Here is an 18,513-nt window from a genome sequence, read left to right as displayed (position 1 = left end):
GAAAAGGTGATTCCATGGATAAAGAAAATAATTTTGTACACCTACATGTTCATACAGAATTCAGTTTATTAGATGGTTCAGGTAAAATAAGTAAAATAATCAAAAAAGCTAAAGATTTAGGTATGAAAAGTTTAGCAATTACTGATCATGGGGCTATGTATGGATGTGTTGAATTTTATAAAAGAGCAAAAGAAAATGGCATAAAACCAATTATTGGGTGTGAAGTATATATTGCATCAAAGTCAATGTATATTAAACGAAATGATAAAGAAAATAAGACACACCATTTAGTACTTTTGGTTAAAAATCAAAAAGGTTATGAAAATCTTATGAAGATAGTTTCTAAAGCTTCAGAAGATGGATTTTATTATAAACCTAGGGTAGACCTTGACTTTTTAAAAAATCATAGTGAAGGGCTTATTGCACTTAGTGCGTGTCTAGCAGGGGAAGTTCAATGGTTATTGAATCATAATCAAGGCCAGAAAGCAAAAGAAATGGCTATTAAATACAAAGAAATATTTAAAGAAGGTTTTTATCTTGAATTACAGTATCATAAAATACCGGAACAATTAAAAGTCAACGATCAGATAGTAAAACTATCAAAAGAATTAGATATTCCAATGGTAGCTACAAATGATGTCCATTATATAAATAGGGAAGATTCTAAGGCTCATGAAGTTCTATTATGTATACAGACTGGTAAAACTTTAGATGATAAAGACAGAATGTCTTTTCCTTCAGATGAATTTTACTTGAAATCTGAAAAGGAAATGAGAGAACTTTTTTCATATGCTCCGGAAGCAATAGATAATACAGCTAAAATAGCACAAGAATGTAATTTTGATTACGAATTCCATGTATCTAAGCTTCCTAATTACCCTTTAAGTGAAGGTACTAGCCACTATGAATATTTAAAGGAACTTTGTTATAAAGGTTTAAGAGAAAGATATAAAGAAATAACAGAAGAATTAGATGAAAGATTACAATATGAACTTAGAATAATAAATGAAATGGGTTATGTGGATTATTTTCTTATAGTTTGGGATTTTATGGATTATTGTGTAGAGAATAATATAATGACTGGACCAGGAAGAGGAAGTGCTGCTGGCTCATTAGTAGCATTTACCCTTGGAATAACTAAAATTGACCCTATAAAATATAATTTAATTTTTGAAAGATTTTTAAATCCAGAGCGTGTTTCTATGCCTGATATAGATAGTGATTTTTGCTATGAGAGGCGTGGAGATGTAATTGATTATGTTGTGAAAAAATATGGAGAGCAAAATGTTGCTCAAATAGTTACTTTTGGAACTATGGCTGCTAGAGCATGTATAAGAGATGTTGGAAGAGCAATGAATTATTCTTATGTTGAAGTAGATAAAATTGCAAAGATGATTCCTACAGTTTTAGGAATTACAATAGATAAAGCATTAGATATGAATTCAGAATTACAAGATAACTACGACGATGACGAAAGAGTAGCTAAACTTATTGATATTGCTAAAACATTAGAAGGATTACCTAGACATACATCAACACATGCAGCAGGAGTTGTTATTGCATCAAAACCTCTTGTCAATTATGTACCTTTACTGAAAAACGAAGAATCTATAGTAACTCAATTTACCATGACAGAGCTTGAAGAATTAGGTCTCTTAAAAATGGATTTTTTGGGATTAAGAACATTAACTGTGTTAAGAGATACTATCCAATTAGTAAAAGAAAATAAAGGGATTACTTTAGATTTAGATAATATTGATTTTAATGATAAAAAAGTATACGAAATGATTGGTAAGGGAAAAACTGTTGGGGTATTTCAGTTAGAATCAGCAGGAATGACTAGTTTTATGAAGGATTTAAAACCTGAGAGTCTTGAGGATATTATAGCTGGAATAAGTTTATATAGACCAGGTCCTATGGCGGAAATACCTAGATATATAAAAAATAAACACAATCCAGAAGATATACAATATGCAGCACCACAGTTGAAAAATATTCTAGATGTTACTTATGGATGTATGGTTTATCAAGAACAAGTTATGCAGATAGTTAGAGATTTAGCAGGTTATTCAATGGGTCGAAGCGATTTAGTAAGACGTGCCATGTCTAAAAAGAAACATAAAGTTATGGAAGAGGAAAGAAAAAATTTCATATATGGAATTGAGGATGATGAAGGAAATATAACTCTAAAAGGTTGTGTAAGAAATGGTATAAGTATTGAGGCAGCTAATAAAATATATGATTCTATGATGGATTTTGCTTCCTATGCATTCAATAAGTCTCATGCTGCAGCATATGCTGTTGTAGGATACTATACGGCATACTGTGTTTGTTATTATCCTCATGAGTTTATGGCAGCAATGCTAAATAGTATTAAGGGAAATAGTGATAAAGTAGCTGTTTATACAAGAGCAGCTAAAGACATGGGAATTGAAATTATTCCTCCAAATATCAATGAAAGCTATTCAAAATTTACTGTTAAAGAGGATAAAATTCAATTTGGATTAACTGCAATTAAGAATGTTGGAGAAAATATAATAGATAATATTTGTGAAGTAAGAGATAAAAAAGGAAAATTTAAATCATTCGAAGACTTTTGTAGCAAAATAGATACAAATTGTATAAATAAAAGAGTTATTGAAAGCTTAATTAGAGCTGGAGCATATGATTGCATGAATATATACCGTTCCAAATTATTAGCTGTGTTTGAATTAATGCTAGATTCTATTGCGAATCAAAAGAAAAAAAATATTGATGGGCAAATGAGTCTTTTTGCAACAAACGAAGAACAGTTTGAGGAAATAAAGATAAAATATCCTGACTTACAAGAGTTTGATAAAAGAAATCTTCTTTCAATGGAAAAAGAGATGACAGGATTGTATTTATCAGGACACCCATTAGAAGAATACAAAGAAACTCTAAGAAAATCAACATCAATAAAACTTTCTGATATTACTGAGGAAGGATCACTGGAAGATGATATCCTTGAAGAAGCTATTCAGGATAATGCGAAAGTTCAAGATGGCGATAGAGTTATTATTGGAGGAATCATTAGTACTGTAACAAAAAAAATTACAAGAAATAATAATATGATGGCATTTATTAGTGTAGAAGATTTATATGGATCTGTTGAAGTAATTGTATTCCCTAAAATTTTGGATAAGTACAAAAATCTTATTCAAGAGGATGGTATAGTTCTTCTTAAAGGAAGAGTTACAATAAGAGAAGATGAGCAACCTAAAGTAATATGTGATACAGTAGAAAATATTCAAAAAATTTCTACTAAAAAACTTTACATATTAATTAATCATAATAGGGAAGTTAAGAAAATTAAAGACGAGTTAAAATTAATATTAGAAAAAAATAAAGGAAATATACCAGTATATATATGTACAAAAGAAAATGGTAAATTTATGCTTTCTAGAGAGTTATGGGTAAATGGAAAAGATGAACTTTTAACTTATCTTATTCAGAGATTTGGACAAAATAATGTTAAGATAGTTTAATAAAATAAATAAGTAATCTAAGAGGTTTTTCTTTTGGTAGATATTTTACAACTGAAAAACCTTCTTTCTAAAATGAAATATATAGAAAAATTGTATAAATAGTCAAAAAACAAAGCAGTTAATCAATGTATAAAAATCAAAAAAAATACAATAAAATTTGTTTGTTTTAACAAAAAAAAAATGTATAGGTATTCATTTGTTTAATTATCAATAAATTTAGACATTTATATTGAATATTTTTTTGATTTCTTATAAAATTATTAGTGAGAAGAAAGATGCATATAATTTATTTAGTAAACAGGGTTTATGTTCCCATAGGCAAAATGAATTTATAATAGATTGAGTGTAGTATAATATCAATGGGACAAATAATGACCCGGTGGTCATAGGAGGAATTACGATGAGATCAATTGCTGTTTTAACATCTGGTGGAGATGCACCAGGAATGAATGCTGCTATTAGAGCGGTTGTTAGATATGCTTTAAGCAAAGGTTTAAAGGTAATGGGTGTTCAAAGAGGTTATAGTGGGTTAATAAATGGTGAAATTTTTGATCTGCAAAAAAGTAACGTAAGCGATATAATTCAAAGAGGCGGAACTATTTTAAGAACTGCTAGATGTCAAGAATTTAGAACAGAAGAAGGTAGAAAAAAAGCGGCTAATATTTTAAGAGCTTTTGGTATTGATGGATTGGTTGTTATTGGTGGAGATGGATCATTTCAAGGAGCAAGATTACTTTCTAAACTAGGCATTAAAACCGTTGGAATTCCTGGAACTATTGATAATGATTTAGCTTATACAGATTTTACTATTGGGTTCGATACTGCATTAAATACTATATTGGATTCAATTAAAAAATTAAGAGATACATCCTCTTCTCATGAAAGAGTAAGTATAATTGAAGTAATGGGAAGAAATTGTGGTGATTTGGCTCTTCATGCAGGAATAGCTGGCGGAGCAGAAAGTATTATTGTTCCAGAGAAAGATTTTAATATTGATGAACTCTGTAGAACTATACTACAGGGTAAATTACAAGGTAAAAAACATAACTTAGTTATTTTAGCTGAAGGTGTAGGAGGAGCCGATGAATTAGCGAAAACTGTTCAAGAAGTAACTGGAATAGATACTAGAGCTACAATCTTGGGTCATATTCAAAGAGGTGGTAGTCCTACAGCAAATGATACTATATTAGCTTCAAGACTGGGTGCTAAAGCAGTTCAAGTTTTAATTGATGGTAAATCTTCAAGAGTAGTTGGAATCAAAGATGAAAAAGTTTTTGATGAAGATATAGAAGAAGCTTTATCAAAAAAACAAGATTTTGATGAAGAACTGTTTAATTTAGCAGCTATTATTAATAAATAAAATCAGATGAACAAATTTATAAAAAGTACTTTTGTTTATCTATAGGTTAAGGAGAGAGACTATGCAAAAAACTAAAATGATTTTTACTATTGGACCTACTTCAGAATCAGAAGAAGTATTATCAAAATTGATGGAAGTTGGTATGAATGCCGCAAGATTAAATTTTTCACATGGTGATCACGCAGAACATTTAGGAAGAGTAGAATTAATTAGAGAACTTGCAAAGAAGAATAAAAAACAAATTGCTCTAGTGCTTGATACTAAAGGACCTGAAATAAGGACAGGGGTGTTCAGTGAAGGTAAAGTTACTTTAGAAGAAGGCAATGAGTTTACTGTTGTTTGTGGTGAAGACATTGAAGGAGATATCACTAGATGTAGTGTTTCGTATAGAGAATTATATAAGGATGTAAAAGAAGGTAGCACAATTTTAATTGATGATGGTTTAGTAGGATTAACGGTAGTAAAAGTAGAAGGTACAAATGTTTTATGTAAAGTTGCAAATACTGGTGTTGTTGGAAGCAGAAAAGGTGTAAATCTACCAGGTATTTCGACTAATCTACCTGCCCTAACTGAAAAAGACAAAGGAGATTTAATCTTTGCATGTAAGAACGGGTTTGATATGATTGCAGCATCATTTATAAGAAAAGCATCTGACGTTATTGCAATTAAAAAAATATTAGAACAAAATGGAGCACCTGATATTAAAGTTATTTCTAAGATAGAGAACCAAGAGGGTGTTGATAATATTGATAAAATTATCAAATACTCAGATGGAATAATGGTAGCTAGAGGAGATATGGGTGTTGAAATACCACTAGACCAAGTACCTTTAGTGCAAAAAGAAATTATTAAAAAATGTAATCAAGCAGGAAAATTTGTTATTACTGCTACTCAAATGTTGGATTCTATGATGAGAAACCCAAGACCAACAAGGGCAGAAGCTTCAGATATAGCAAATGCTATTTTAGATGGAACAGATGCAATAATGCTTAGTGGAGAAACAGCTAATGGTAAATATCCAATTGTAGCTGCAGAAACAATGTCTAATATTGCTAAAACAGCTGAAAAAAGAATAGACTACAAATCAGTATTAAAGAGAAAAGTAGTAGAATTTCAAGCTAATGTATCAAGTGCAATTAGTTTTGCAACATGTACAACTGCACAAGAATTAAACGCTGCTGCTGTTGTAACAGCTACTCAAACAGGTAATACAGCAAGAATGGTATCTAAATATAGACCACAAGCTCCTGTAATAGCGGTTACACCAAGTGAGAGAGTAGCAAGAAGCTTAGCTTTAAACTGGGGCGTATATCCTTTACTTGCTAAAATGGTATACTCTACAGATGCTTTGATTAGTGAATCTGTTGATAAAGCTGTTGAAGCGGGCATAGTAAAAAATGGTGATTTGGTTGTTGTGGCAGCAGGTATACCAGTTCAATACTCTGGAACAACTAATATGTTAAAAGTACATATAGTTGGAGATGTACTTGTTAAAGGTAAAGGGGCTGGAAATGGACCTGGATACGGAACAGCAAAAGTTATTACAAATATTAGAGAAGCTGAAGATTTAATTGAAGACAAAGATATATTAATAGTTAAAAACCTAGATAAAGAATTATTAAATCTTGTTGACAAAGTTTCAGGAATAGTAGCTGAAACAGGTGGATTAACTTCCCATGTTGCTATAGAATGTCTAGCAAAGGATATTCCTTTAATATGTGGAGCGGACGATGCTACTAAGATAATAAAAACTGGAACATATATAACACTTGATCCTGATAGAAGTGTTGTATACAGTGGAAGAGCAAGCGTAAAATAAATAATTGCAAAAAAGTATCTCTTAATGGGATACTTTTTATTACTTATTTTAGTTATTCTTTTTGTTAATTTTTTATTACAATTTAGAAAAAATGTATATTTATTGAAAAATAAGGTATAATTAAGATAGACATACTGCAACTTTTTCTATCCTTTTACCCCGTTAAGGGGTTTTTTTTTGTATAAAAAATTTTATTTATCAAAAAATAAAAAAAAGGAGGAGTGGTCATGACTACAAAATTAACTTGTGGAGCTACAGAATGTGTTCATAATATAAGTAATTTGTGTTCAGCAAGAAGAGTGCATGTTGGAGGAATTACATCAAATGCATCTGATGAAACACAATGTGATACTTTTTCACCAAAAGGTGTAAAAAATGCATTTTCAAGTTTAGGAAATATGAATGTAACCGGAGAGTTTAAACAAATATTTAGTAAAGATGATATCAAGATGACACCTGAGGTTGGATGTAGTGCTGAACAATGCATTTATAATACTAACAGAATTTGTTCAGCTACTGACATTACAATAAATGGTTCAGGAGCAAAAAGCAGTGATGGTACTCAGTGTGAGACTTTTAGAAAAGAATAAGATTAGAATTTAAATTTAGATAATTATAAAAGGACGCAAATTATGCGCCCTTTTTCTATGATATAGATACATTACTTTATAGATTAGTAATATATCTATTTTTAAATATTAATAGGTTTGATATAATGATATCTATACATAGAAATATAGAAACAATGCTAAGGTGTAAATTATAAGTTTTACATTGATTAGCTACAAGATAGGAGATAAATATGAAAAGAAACATACCAGTGGAAAAAAACAAAGAGTATATAGTTGATATAATTGCATACGGTTCAGAAGGAGAGGGCATTGCCAAAATAGATAAATTTCCTATATTTATAAGTGGAGCTATAAAAGGAGAAAAGATAAAGATAATCTGCGTTAAGGTAAAGAAGAATATGGCTTATGGTAAATTGATAGAGATAATTGAAAAAAGTGAAGATAGAGTAGAACCTGTATGTAACATTTACTCTCAATGTGGTGGGTGCAATCTACAACATTTATCTTATGAAGCACAGTTAGAACTAAAAAAAGATAGAGTAGAAGATTGTTTGACACGACTTGGTAAGATTCCACTTCATAATATAATTATTCATCCAACTATTGGTATGGAAAATCCTTATAGATATAGAAATAAGGTTCAACTTCCTGTTGGTGAAGATAAAGGTGATATCAATATAGGATTCTATGAAAATAGAAGTCATAGAATAGTAGATATGAGTACTTGTCATATACAAGATGAAAAAGCAGATGAGCTCACAGAGATACTCAAACAATGGATGAAAAAAAATAATATAAAAGCTTATGATGAGACAACGAATAAAGGATTAATAAGACATATTATGCTTAGAAAAGGCTTTGTTACTGGTGACTATATGGTAGTTATAATAACTAAAGAAGAAAAAATACCTCATATTAATGAATTAGTAGAAGAGATTATTGGAAAATTAGAAGGCGTAGTTAGTATAATCCAAAATATTAATTCAGTAAAGACAAATAAGATAATGGGAGACAAGTGCATTATTTTGTGGGGAGAAGGTCATATAAGTGATTTTATTGGTGAGTATAAATTTGTTATTTCGCCATTATCCTTTTTTCAAGTAAATCCTATACAAACAGAAAAGCTTTATAATAAAACTCTAGAATATACTGATTTGCAAGGAAATGAAGTAGTTTTCGATGCGTATTGTGGAACAGGAAGTATATCATTATTTTTATCTCAAAAGGCAAAAAAAGTTTATGGTGTTGAAATAATTCCTCAAGCAATAGAAAATGCTAAAATTAATGCAGATAGAAATAATATACATAATGCTGAATTTATTGTAGGGAAATCTGAAGATGTTATACCTAAAATGATAGAAGAAGGAAATTTTGCGGAAGTTGTTGTAGTTGATCCTCCTAGAAAAGGTTGTGATGTAAAACTATTAGAGGCAATAGGCCATATGAAACCAGATAAAATAGTATATGTTTCATGTGACCCAGCTACTCTTGCCAGGGATTTGAAAATACTTATTGGATATGGATATCAAGTAGTAGAAGTGCAGCCAGTGGACATGTTTCCGATGACGACACATGTGGAGACGGTAGTACGATTATGTCGTGAAAATCTTTGATTTTACTAGTGTTTTATTAGTTTATGATATGAATTTTTGAATAAATGACTTAATTATGACACAAATACCTAAAAAAGAATTATTATATAATATGTATCTTGAAAAACATAAAAAAAGTTCAAAATATGCAGTTAAAAACCCGGAATTTTATTCATTAGAATTTCGGGTTTTACAGTGAAAATTATTTTGATTTTACTATTGCATACAGTTTTACGGAAGGTATTATAATACTAAGATATTTAAAAATATAAAATAAGCATGATAAAAAATTTTAGATAAAAATATAAAGACATCGCAAAATAGTTAGAGGTTTTAAAAGTAAAATTTACTTTTAAAAACGAAAGAAATAATGATAGAATTAGAATTATTAAAATTCGTTTTCTATGGAGTGATGTTATGGGAAAAAGCATATTAGTTGTTGAAGATGAAAGTAAAATGCGGGAATTTATTAGTTTATACATAAGAAAAGAAGGATATAAAGTTATTGAAGCTTATAACGGTGAAGTAGCTGTAGAAGAATTTAAAAAAAATAAAATTGATTTGATAATACTTGATGTGATGATGCCTAAACTAAATGGCTTTGAGGTTTGTAAAATGATTAGAGAAAAGTCAAAGGTACCAATTATAATTTTAACAGCTATAGAAGAAGAAATGAACCATATAAAAGGGTATGAACTAGGTGCGGATGATTATGTCACAAAACCTTTTAAAGTAAAGATTTTAATAGCAAAAGTAAAAAGGATATTAGAAAGAATTAGTGAAGAAATTAATAATAAAGTTTTTATATATGACGAATTAAAAATAGATTTAGATGGCAGAGAGGTTTTTGTAAATGAGAAAAGAATAAAACTTGCGCCAAAAGAATTTGAATTACTCAAATATCTTTTAATTAATAAAGGAATTGCATTATCGAGAGAACAAATTTTACAAAAGGTATGGGGATATGACTTTGAGGGAGAAACTAGAGTAGTTGATAATCATATAAAAAAGTTACGAAATAAATTAGAAAATTATGCTGTCTATATTGAAACAGTAATATCTATTGGATATAAATTTGAGGTAAATAATAATGTTTAATAGCATTGTAAAAAAAATATTTTCAACTATTGTGTGTATGTTTGTTTTAGTTATGGTAATCCAACTAGTGATACAGAATTTTTTTCTTGAAGATATATATGCAAATATGAAAATTTCTAAGATTCAAAAAAACTTTAATCAGTTCTGTGAAGATTACAGTTATGATGAATGGAAACATTCTAAACTAAATCAAAGAACGCTTGATTTTCAAAATAAAAATGATGCTTCTATCCTTATTTGGAATGAAGATGAGGAAATCCTAAATGATGCTTTTTTTAAAGAATTTAATTATATTACAATAAGAGATAATGAAGGGAAAAAACACAAAGTTATTATAGATTTCCTTATTGATGAGGAAGGGGAATTTAGGAATCCAAATAAGAAAATATATGATGGTGAAAAGATAGAATTTATAGGTATGAATATTAAGGGTACTAACTTTGTGGAACCTTTAGAAATAAAAACATCAGATGTGTCATTTGCAAATGATGAAGGATATGTAACTTGGGAGGAATTATATAATAAAAATTCTAATTCCATTATTGAAATTAGTGGTGAAGTAATAGATAGAAATTTTGTTGTTAGAGATCAAGGGGTTTTAAGTAATCAGCAGCAAAAACTATTAAATGAACTAAAAGCGCATTGGATTGAAAAAGAAGAAGATCCGGTAAATTTTAAAAAAGCTTTTGAAAAAGGCATATATATATTTACTGAAGAATATTCAGGGTTATTAATTGTTGTACTATCAAAAGAATTAGAAGGATTAGATGGTATTTCTACCTATGCATACTCACTATTTACTCTTGAAAATATACATGATGCGTTTCAAATATTAAATGGATATTATTATTATATTTTTATATTTCAATTAATATTAGTTTTAGCACTGGTATATTTTTACTCAAAGTGGATTACAAATCCATTAATAAACCTTATTGACTCAGCTAAGAGTATATCACAACTTGATTTTACTAAGAGAACAGATATAAGTACAAATGATGAATTAAGTATTTTATCTGATAGTTTAAACAATATTTCAAATAATTTATCAACAACTATTGAGAAATTAGAATCATCAAATGATCAATTGGCAAAAGAAGCAATTAAAAGAGCAGAGAATGAAGAAAGGATGAGAAATTTATTAACCAGTTTATCTCATGAATTTAAAACACCTCTTGCTATTATGTCGGGATTTTTAGAAATTATAAGTGACGGTGTTTATGAAAAAGAACCAGAGTATTATATAAATTCAATATTAGAAGAAATTGATAAACTTAATGGATTAGTACTTGAAACAATAGAACTATCTAAACTTGAAACAGGTAGCTATGAATTAAATTTAAGCGAAATTCAAATTAGGCCGTTTATTCAAATATTGATGAGTAAATTTGAAAAGCAAATTAGAAATAAAAGTATGAGTTTTGAACTAGATATAGAAGATATAAAAGTAATGGGCGATATAAATAAAATTGAGCAAGTTATGATTAATCTTGTAAGTAATGGAATTAGGTATTCACCAAATGGTGAGAAAATCAAAATAACTTCAGAATTAAGGAAAAATAATTTATATATATTTATAAAAAATTATGGGACTAAAATTATTGACGAAGATTTAGATAAAATTTGGTATAGATTTTATAGAGCAGAAAAATCGCGAAATCGAACTTTAGGTGGAAGTGGGTTAGGCCTTACAATAGTAAAAAACATTTTAGACATGCATGAATCAGACTATGGTGTAAAGAATATAAATAATGGAGTAGAATTTTATTTTTCATTTTTAATTAGTAGAATTTAGTATATAATTAATGTATATTTAACTTTGTATTTGGAGGCAAAAGAAAAATGATACAGGATGAAGAAGTTAAAAAGAAAAACAAATTAAAAGATAAGTGGATAAAAATAATTATAATGGGAGTTATTATAATTATTGCATCTATAGCTGGAGTTTTATATAAGTTTGCTGATTTATATCAAAAGAAGAGTTATGTTGAAGAATCAGAACAAATACCTCAACAAAAAGCGCCAGATGAATATCTAGGAATAATAAAAATGGAAAGGGAGCCAGATCCTGAATACGCTGAAGTTGATGGTATAACTAATGTTTTACTCATAGGTATTGATGCTCGTGATCCCCAAAAAAATAGTCGGGCTGATACAATAATGATATTAACAATAGATTCCATACATAAAAAATTAAAACTTTCGTCTATTATGAGAGATACTTATCTTCCTATACCAAAGCATGGGGAACAAAAAATTAATAGTTCTTTTTATTATGGGGAAGCTCCATTATTAATGAAAACTATCGAGCAGAATTATAAAGTTAAGTTAGAAAAATATGCAATTATCGATTTTAGCGCATTTATACAACTTGTAGATATAATAGGTGGATTAGATATAGATGTTAAAGATTATATGCTAGAAGATTTAAATAACTGTATAGGGGGAATAGGTAATAAAGATTCTGTTTATCTTGAAAAAGAGGGAGTACAGCATTTAACGGGAGAGCAAGTTTTAGGATATGCTAGAATGAGGCATATTAAAGGTGCAGGTTATGGTAGAACAGAAAGGCAAAGAGAAGTAGTGTCTCTTTTGTTGAATAAAGTTCTTGATACTTCTGTACTAAAATTTCCTAAGATTGCAGCTGAAATGTTACCTTATATAAATACAAATGTACCTCTTGGAGATGCATTAAACTTAGCTTATACTATCTATAAAATCAATAATTATGATGTTGAAAAATTACAGATTCCAGTTAATGAGCTTAGTGCAGGACTAACGCATCCAGAAAAGGGTTGGCTTTTAATTAATGATATAAATCAAAATGCTAAGGTATTGAATAATTTTATATTTGAAGATATTGCCTATAACAAATCTAATGTAAGTTACAGCAGATATAAAAGTTATGTTGCAAAATATTATAATGAAGTAAATGAATTAGAGGAAATTGCTAATGCACAAGCAGAGGCTTTAAAAGAGAAAGAAGTTTTGCAAAAAGAAGAGAATGCGGTTGAAACAGAAGTACAATTAGGGGAACCAATTGAACAAGAACCAGTATTAGAACAGCCTATAGAACAACAGTCTCAAGGACAATTAGAAAACAGTAGTGATGAGGTAGAGACTGAACAATTACAATAGGGAAAATAAGATAAAGTAGTAGAAAAAGATAATAATTAATATGTTTTGGGATATAAAGAATAACTCTGATGTTTATAAATTAGGTTTATCTTTATATCCTTTTGTTATAAGTAAAATCAAAGGTACTCCTAGTAAAGCAATTACTATAAAATTGGATATGCTTACTATAATTATTTCTATCCATACAATGGATGCTGGTAAGTTATAAAGCATTATATCTCCTAAGAAAGCAATAAAACCTGCTACAAGAATTGAAATAACAGAAAGTAGATACATTTTAATAATGTGGGTACTCTTTATATGACCAGATTTTATATTAAAGTCTGGACATAAATTGATTAAGCCAGCAAAAAGTCCCAGAATTCCAGATATGAAAACCCAACTCCACCAGACAGAACCCCATACAATAAGGTCATTTATAACATGTCCAATAACTCCAACCAAAAATCCTATTAGAGGACCAAATAAAGTTCCTATAATAGTTAATAGAGCAATAGATATTCTAAAATAGGTATTTGGACTTACAGGTAATCCTATAAGCGAAATAATTCCGTATAAAATACTTCCTAACGTAATAATAAAAATGCTTTTGATGTTAAATGTATTTTCTAATCCCTTATTTTTCAATAAAGATTTTAACATAAGGGAAATTATAATTGTAAATACTATTGATATAATGCCTTCTTTAGATATTAATGAAAAGTAAAAGTTCATAAGGCCACCTCCAATTAAGTTAAAATATCAAGGCTATTATACCATATAAAATTTAAATAATTAAACTAATGAATAAATTTAGGGTATTGTGAACTTGAGTTGACTACATTGGTTACAAAGGTTGCTATAATATTGGAATAATTAGTCAATGTAATAATATTTTTCGGGAAAAGTTTTTGTAAATAATTTTGAAATAATGGGAGGTAGTGAAATGGGTAATATTATTGAAATCAAAAAACTTACAAAGTATTATGGAAAAGCAAGAGGGATTGTTGATGTTAGTTTTAATGTAGAAGAAGGAGAAATATTTGGTTTTATTGGACCTAATGGAGCTGGAAAATCTACAACAATAAGAACACTATTGACATTAATTTATCCATCAAGCGGAAGCGCAACAATATTTGGGAAGGATATCGTTGAATTTGGACCAGAGATAAAGAATGAGATTGGATATTTACCATCTGAGGTTTTTTACTATGATAATATGAAAGTAATTGATGTATTGAAATATTCTGCTAGCTTTTACAAAAAAAAATGTGATAGAAGAATAAAAGATTTAGCTAAAATAATGGAACTTGATTTAAATAAAAAAGTTGATGATTTATCTTTTGGTAACAAGAAAAAAGTTGGTATAGTTCAAGGTCTATTACATGAACCTAAGCTTATTATCTTAGATGAGCCAACTAGTGGATTAGATCCATTGATGCAACAAAAATTCTTTGATTTGATTTTAGAAGAAAATAAAAAAGGCGCTACAGTGTTGTTCTCTTCACATATTCTTACGGAAGTTCAGAAACTATGTGATCGTGTAGCAATTATCAAAGAAGGAAAGATTATTAAAGTTGAAAATATTAAGACGTTAAAGGAAAGCAACTATAAAAAATTTAAATTTGAAGTTAAATCAGATTTTGATATTAAGTCTTTCCACATAGAGGGAATTAATAATCTAAATGCAAAAGATAGTACAATAAGTTTCTTATTCAAGGGAGATATTAATAATGTTATTACTAAACTTTCTTCTTTAAAAGTTGCAAACCTTTGGGTTGAGGATCCTTCACTAGAAGAAATCTTTATGCACTATTACTCAAAGGAGGATTAATTTGTTATGAATATGTATTTACATGAATTTAAATATTATAAAAAATCTACAATTATATGGACGATTTCTTTGTTAGCAATAATTATATTGTTTATGGCTATGTTCCCTACATTTTCATCTGACACTGTTCAAATACAAAAAATAATGGAAGGTTTTCCAGAAGAAATAAGGAAAGCATTAGGATTTTCTTCACTTGATCTTTCTACATTGTTAGGATTTTATGGGATGATATTTAATTATATTATTCTTTGTGGTGCTATTCAGGCTATGAACATAGGGCTTTCTATTTTATCTGCTGAGTCTAGAGAAAAAACTGCAGATTTTCTTTTGTCAAAGCCAGTTACACGACAACAAATAGTAACATCAAAGCTTTTGGCAGCAATAACTAGTGTGCTTATTACAGATGTAATATATTCTATAGCGGCTATATTGATGGCGCAAGCAGTTAAGACGGATGATTTTAGTATGAAAGCATTTATACTGATTTCATTAACACTTCTATTTGTTCAATTAATTTTTATAGCTTTAGGAGTAATTATCTCTGTAGTAATGAAAAGAATTAAATCAGTATTATCAATTTCTCTTGGAGTGGTTTTTGCCCTTTATATCATTAATTGGGTTGCTTCTTCAATTGATGATGTGAAAATAAAATATATAACTCCATTTGGATATTTTGATTCATCATATATAATTGCAAATGGTACATACGAAGTTTCATTTATTATAGTTAGTGTTGCTATTATAGTAGTTTCAATTGTAGCAAGTTACATACTATATGCTAAAAAAGATATTGCAGGTGTTTAGTGAAATCGATAGGAGGTTATCATTTTTATGAATATATTCTTGAGAGAAATGAAGGCAAATAGAAAAGCTCTTATTATATGGTGTGTTAGTGTTTTTCTTCTGGTTGCAATGGGAATGGTTAAATATGCAGGGCTTGCCGAATCAGGAGATGCTATAAATGAAATGATGAATCAATTACCTAAAGGAATGAAGGCAGTTTTTGGGTTAGGGACACTAAATCTTACAGAAGTTAGTGGATATTATGGGATGTTTTTTCTTTATTTTTTACTAATGGGAACAACTCATGCAGCAATGTTGGGCGCAAATATTATTTCCAAAGAGGAACGAGATAAAACAGTAGAATTTTTATTGGTAAAACCTTCTAATAGGAATAAAATAATAACAGCTAAACTATTGGCAGCATTGGTTAATGTTATAATATTTAATATTAGTACATTGATATCATCTATTATTTTTGTAGGTATACATAATAAAGGAGAATCAATTAATAAAGAAATAGTGTTACTAATGGTTGCAATGTTTATTCTACAGTTGATTTTCTTAGCCATTGGATCTACTATGGCAGCAATAAGTAGAAGACCAAAAACAGCAGCATCAGCAGCAACGGGAATAATGCTGATTACATTTTTGATATCGGTGGCAATTGATATGAATGATAAATTAGATAAGTTAAAGTATTTTACACCTTTTAAGTATTTTAAAGCTGCAGATTTGATGTTTGGATATGGCTTTGATCGTTTTTTTGTAGTATTATCAGCAACCATAATAGTTATGTTTATTGGTATTACTTATGTTTTTTATAATAAGAGAGATTTATATGTTTAGTATTATATTTAATATATAAATATTTTTTTAACATTAAACGTAAATCAAAATTTCTCCTTTAATAAAAAAAAACTTGTGTTAAAATGTATATATGACTATTTCTAGATAAACATTGTGCTAACTTAATTTATTCATTGGTAGAATAATAGATGTTTAATATCTTTAGCTTTGTATAAATTTACAGTTTAAGTTGTTTATCTATAGCAAGGGGAGATTTTTATGAAATTAGATAGTTTCGTGAAGGATTGGATAATTCCTGTTGTGCTTGCTGTAGCTTTAGCTTTTTTTATAAACGCATTTATTTTCTTTCAAGTATCAGTACCAACAAGTTCAATGTATCCAACTATTAAACCTGGTGACAGAATTATTGTAACAAGAGTTTATAATCCATCGAATTTGGACAGAGGAGATATTGTAGTATTTGAATCTGATGAACTTAAAGAAACGTTAATTAAAAGATTGATAGGGCTACCAGGTGATGAAATACAAATCGATGATTCTGGTACAGTTTTTGTGAATGGTGAAATAATAGATGAGCCATACATAGTTAATCCTCAAAATAAACCTGGATATTTTGCGGTACCAGAAGGGAAGTATTTGTTTTTAGGAGACAATAGAGCAAATTCAAAAGATAGCAGATATTGGGAAAATCCATTTATAGATGCTAACAAAATTAAAGGAAAAGCAAGATTTATATTATTTCCTTTTAAAAGATTTGGTGAATTCAAAATTGGGGAAGAAGCTGTAAATCACTAGTAAATAAACGTCAGAATACTGACGTTTTTTAGTCTTTTGTGAAATTAATACAGTGTATTTTAAATTTTAGACTGTATTAATTGTATAAAGAGTTTAAGTTAAATTTTATAATTATAATAAAGAAGGTGTTAAATGTGAAAATAACGGATATAAGAATCGGTAAGATAAATATTCCTTTAAAGAAATCATTTAAGTCAATAGTTTCAACAGTTAGTGAAGTAAGCGAGATAGTAATTAAAATTATTACTGATACTGATGAAATTGGCATTGGAAGCGCTGCCCCAACTCCACACGTAACTGGAGACACTGAAGAATCTATAATAGCAGCGATAAAACTTATAACGCCTAATTTGATGGGACAAGATATTGATAATCTGGAAGATATTATGAGTATAATTGATAATGGTATAACAGATAATTGCAGTGCAAAAGCAGCTATTGATATGGCTGTGTATGATTTATTCGGTAAAAAATATAATTTGCCTTTGTATAAATATTTTGGTGGTAATAAACCTAATATTACAACAGGTATAACCATAAGTGTGGGTTCTATTGAAGATATGGTAAAGGATTCATTAGAAGCCATAAGAAATGGATTCCAATATTTAAAAATAAAAGTTGGTACTGATCCAATCACAGATTTAAAAAGAGTTAAATCTATAAGGCAAGCGGTACGAAAGGATACTAAACTTATAGTTGATGCCAATCAAGGATGGACTCCTAAAGAAGCGGTCAAAATAATAAATAAATTTGAAGATTTGAATCTAAATATTGAATTAATAGAACAACCTGTGAAGGCATGGGATTTAGATGGATTAAAATTTGTCACAGATAGAGTAATGATACCTATTTTAGCTGATGAATCTGTTCATAATATAAATGATGCGTTAAATATTATTGAAAAAAGAGCAGCTAATTGTATCAATGTAAAACTTATGAAGTGTGGTGGATTTCATAATGCAATTAAAATTCTAAATTTAGCAGAAATGGCTGGAATTGAATGTATGATGGGTTGTATGGTTGAAAGTAAAATAGGAGTAACGGCTGCGTCTAGTTTTGCACTAGCTAAAAAAAATATTACTAAAACAGATTTAGATATGCTTCTATCTTATGAAGAAGACCCTATCGAAGGTGGAGTTACATTTGATGGGAATTTGATTTGTGCAAGTAATTCTCCAGGATTAGGTATAAAAGATATAAAAGGATGGCAAGAAATATAATAGGTAAACT

General features: G+C 28.9%; 14 protein-coding genes. 13 read left to right on the top strand and 1 reads right to left on the bottom strand.

The window, feature by feature from the left end; all coding sequences use genetic code 11:
- Nucleotides 1-14 precede the first annotated feature (14 nt).
- The 8 genes from ACQ3F0_RS03990 to ACQ3F0_RS03955 all read left to right on the top strand — a co-directional run bounded on the left by ACQ3F0_RS03990 (nucleotide 15) and on the right by ACQ3F0_RS03955 (nucleotide 13,085).
- Nucleotides 15-3,506 (top strand): DNA polymerase III subunit alpha, encoded by a 3,492-nt coding sequence (locus tag ACQ3F0_RS03990; RefSeq protein ID WP_428863767.1) that lies wholly within the window; start codon nucleotides 15-17, stop codon nucleotides 3,504-3,506.
- A gap of 400 nt (nucleotides 3,507-3,906) precedes the next feature.
- A complete protein-coding gene (gene pfkA / locus ACQ3F0_RS03985; protein WP_428863766.1) occupies nucleotides 3,907-4,866 on the top strand; it encodes a 6-phosphofructokinase in 960 nt (319 codons plus the stop codon).
- 61 nt (nucleotides 4,867-4,927) lie between these two features.
- Nucleotides 4,928-6,685 carry a pyruvate kinase gene (pyk, locus tag ACQ3F0_RS03980; RefSeq protein ID WP_428863765.1) on the top strand — a complete coding sequence of 586 codons (1,758 nt, stop codon included), beginning with the start codon at nucleotides 4,928-4,930 and terminating at the stop codon, nucleotides 6,683-6,685.
- 227 nt (nucleotides 6,686-6,912) lie between these two features.
- On the top strand, nucleotides 6,913-7,275 hold the full coding sequence (locus ACQ3F0_RS03975; protein WP_428863764.1) for a DUF1540 domain-containing protein: 363 nt from the start codon (nucleotides 6,913-6,915) through the stop codon (nucleotides 7,273-7,275).
- Nucleotides 7,276-7,487: 212 nt separating this feature from the next.
- On the top strand, nucleotides 7,488-8,870 hold the full coding sequence (rlmD, locus tag ACQ3F0_RS03970; RefSeq protein WP_428863763.1) for a 23S rRNA (uracil(1939)-C(5))-methyltransferase RlmD: 1,383 nt from the start codon (nucleotides 7,488-7,490) through the stop codon (nucleotides 8,868-8,870).
- A gap of 396 nt (nucleotides 8,871-9,266) precedes the next feature.
- On the top strand, nucleotides 9,267-9,947 hold the full coding sequence (locus tag ACQ3F0_RS03965; RefSeq protein WP_428863762.1) for a response regulator transcription factor: 681 nt from the start codon (nucleotides 9,267-9,269) through the stop codon (nucleotides 9,945-9,947).
- Entirely contained in the window at nucleotides 9,940-11,742 is a 1,803-nt protein-coding gene (locus ACQ3F0_RS03960; RefSeq protein WP_428863761.1) for a sensor histidine kinase, read from the top strand. Before ACQ3F0_RS03965 ends, ACQ3F0_RS03960 begins: the two co-directional genes overlap by 8 nt.
- A 47-nt stretch (nucleotides 11,743-11,789) precedes the next feature.
- Nucleotides 11,790-13,085, top strand: coding sequence for an LCP family protein (locus tag ACQ3F0_RS03955; RefSeq protein WP_428863760.1), 1,296 nt, complete (start codon nucleotides 11,790-11,792; stop codon nucleotides 13,083-13,085).
- Between the two features lie 72 nt (nucleotides 13,086-13,157).
- On the opposite strand, the gene ACQ3F0_RS03950 is transcribed toward ACQ3F0_RS03955, so the two are convergent.
- Entirely contained in the window at nucleotides 13,158-13,799 is a 642-nt protein-coding gene (locus ACQ3F0_RS03950; protein ID WP_428863758.1) for an ECF-type riboflavin transporter substrate-binding protein, read from the bottom strand.
- A gap of 211 nt (nucleotides 13,800-14,010) precedes the next feature.
- Here ACQ3F0_RS03950 and ACQ3F0_RS03945 point away from each other — a divergent pair, with 211 nt between their 5' ends.
- From ACQ3F0_RS03945 to ACQ3F0_RS03925, 5 genes are all read left to right on the top strand, one after another.
- Complete coding sequence (locus tag ACQ3F0_RS03945) at nucleotides 14,011-14,898, top strand: ABC transporter ATP-binding protein (RefSeq protein WP_428863756.1); 888 nt, start codon at nucleotides 14,011-14,013, stop codon at nucleotides 14,896-14,898.
- 6 nt (nucleotides 14,899-14,904) lie between these two features.
- The gene (locus ACQ3F0_RS03940) at nucleotides 14,905-15,702 is read left to right on the top strand and encodes an ABC transporter permease subunit (RefSeq protein ID WP_428863755.1); all 798 of its coding nucleotides are present in this window, start codon (nucleotides 14,905-14,907) and stop codon (nucleotides 15,700-15,702) included.
- A 27-nt stretch (nucleotides 15,703-15,729) separates the two neighbouring features.
- Nucleotides 15,730-16,527, top strand: coding sequence for an ABC transporter permease subunit (locus tag ACQ3F0_RS03935; RefSeq protein ID WP_428863753.1), 798 nt, complete (start codon nucleotides 15,730-15,732; stop codon nucleotides 16,525-16,527).
- Nucleotides 16,528-16,746: 219 nt separating this feature from the next.
- On the top strand, nucleotides 16,747-17,283 hold the full coding sequence (lepB, locus tag ACQ3F0_RS03930) for a signal peptidase I (RefSeq protein ID WP_428863752.1): 537 nt from the start codon (nucleotides 16,747-16,749) through the stop codon (nucleotides 17,281-17,283).
- Nucleotides 17,284-17,417: 134 nt separating this feature from the next.
- Nucleotides 17,418-18,503, top strand: coding sequence for a dipeptide epimerase (locus ACQ3F0_RS03925; RefSeq protein WP_428863751.1), 1,086 nt, complete (start codon nucleotides 17,418-17,420; stop codon nucleotides 18,501-18,503).
- Nucleotides 18,504-18,513: the final 10 nt, after the last annotated feature.

It is taken from the genome of Clostridium sediminicola (assembly GCF_050402865.1).
Lineage (GTDB): Bacteria > Bacillota > Clostridia > Clostridiales > Clostridiaceae > Clostridium_AF > Clostridium_AF sediminicola.
The sequence above is the reverse complement of the archived record's forward strand: the minus strand, read 5'-3'. Positions and strand labels throughout refer to the sequence as shown.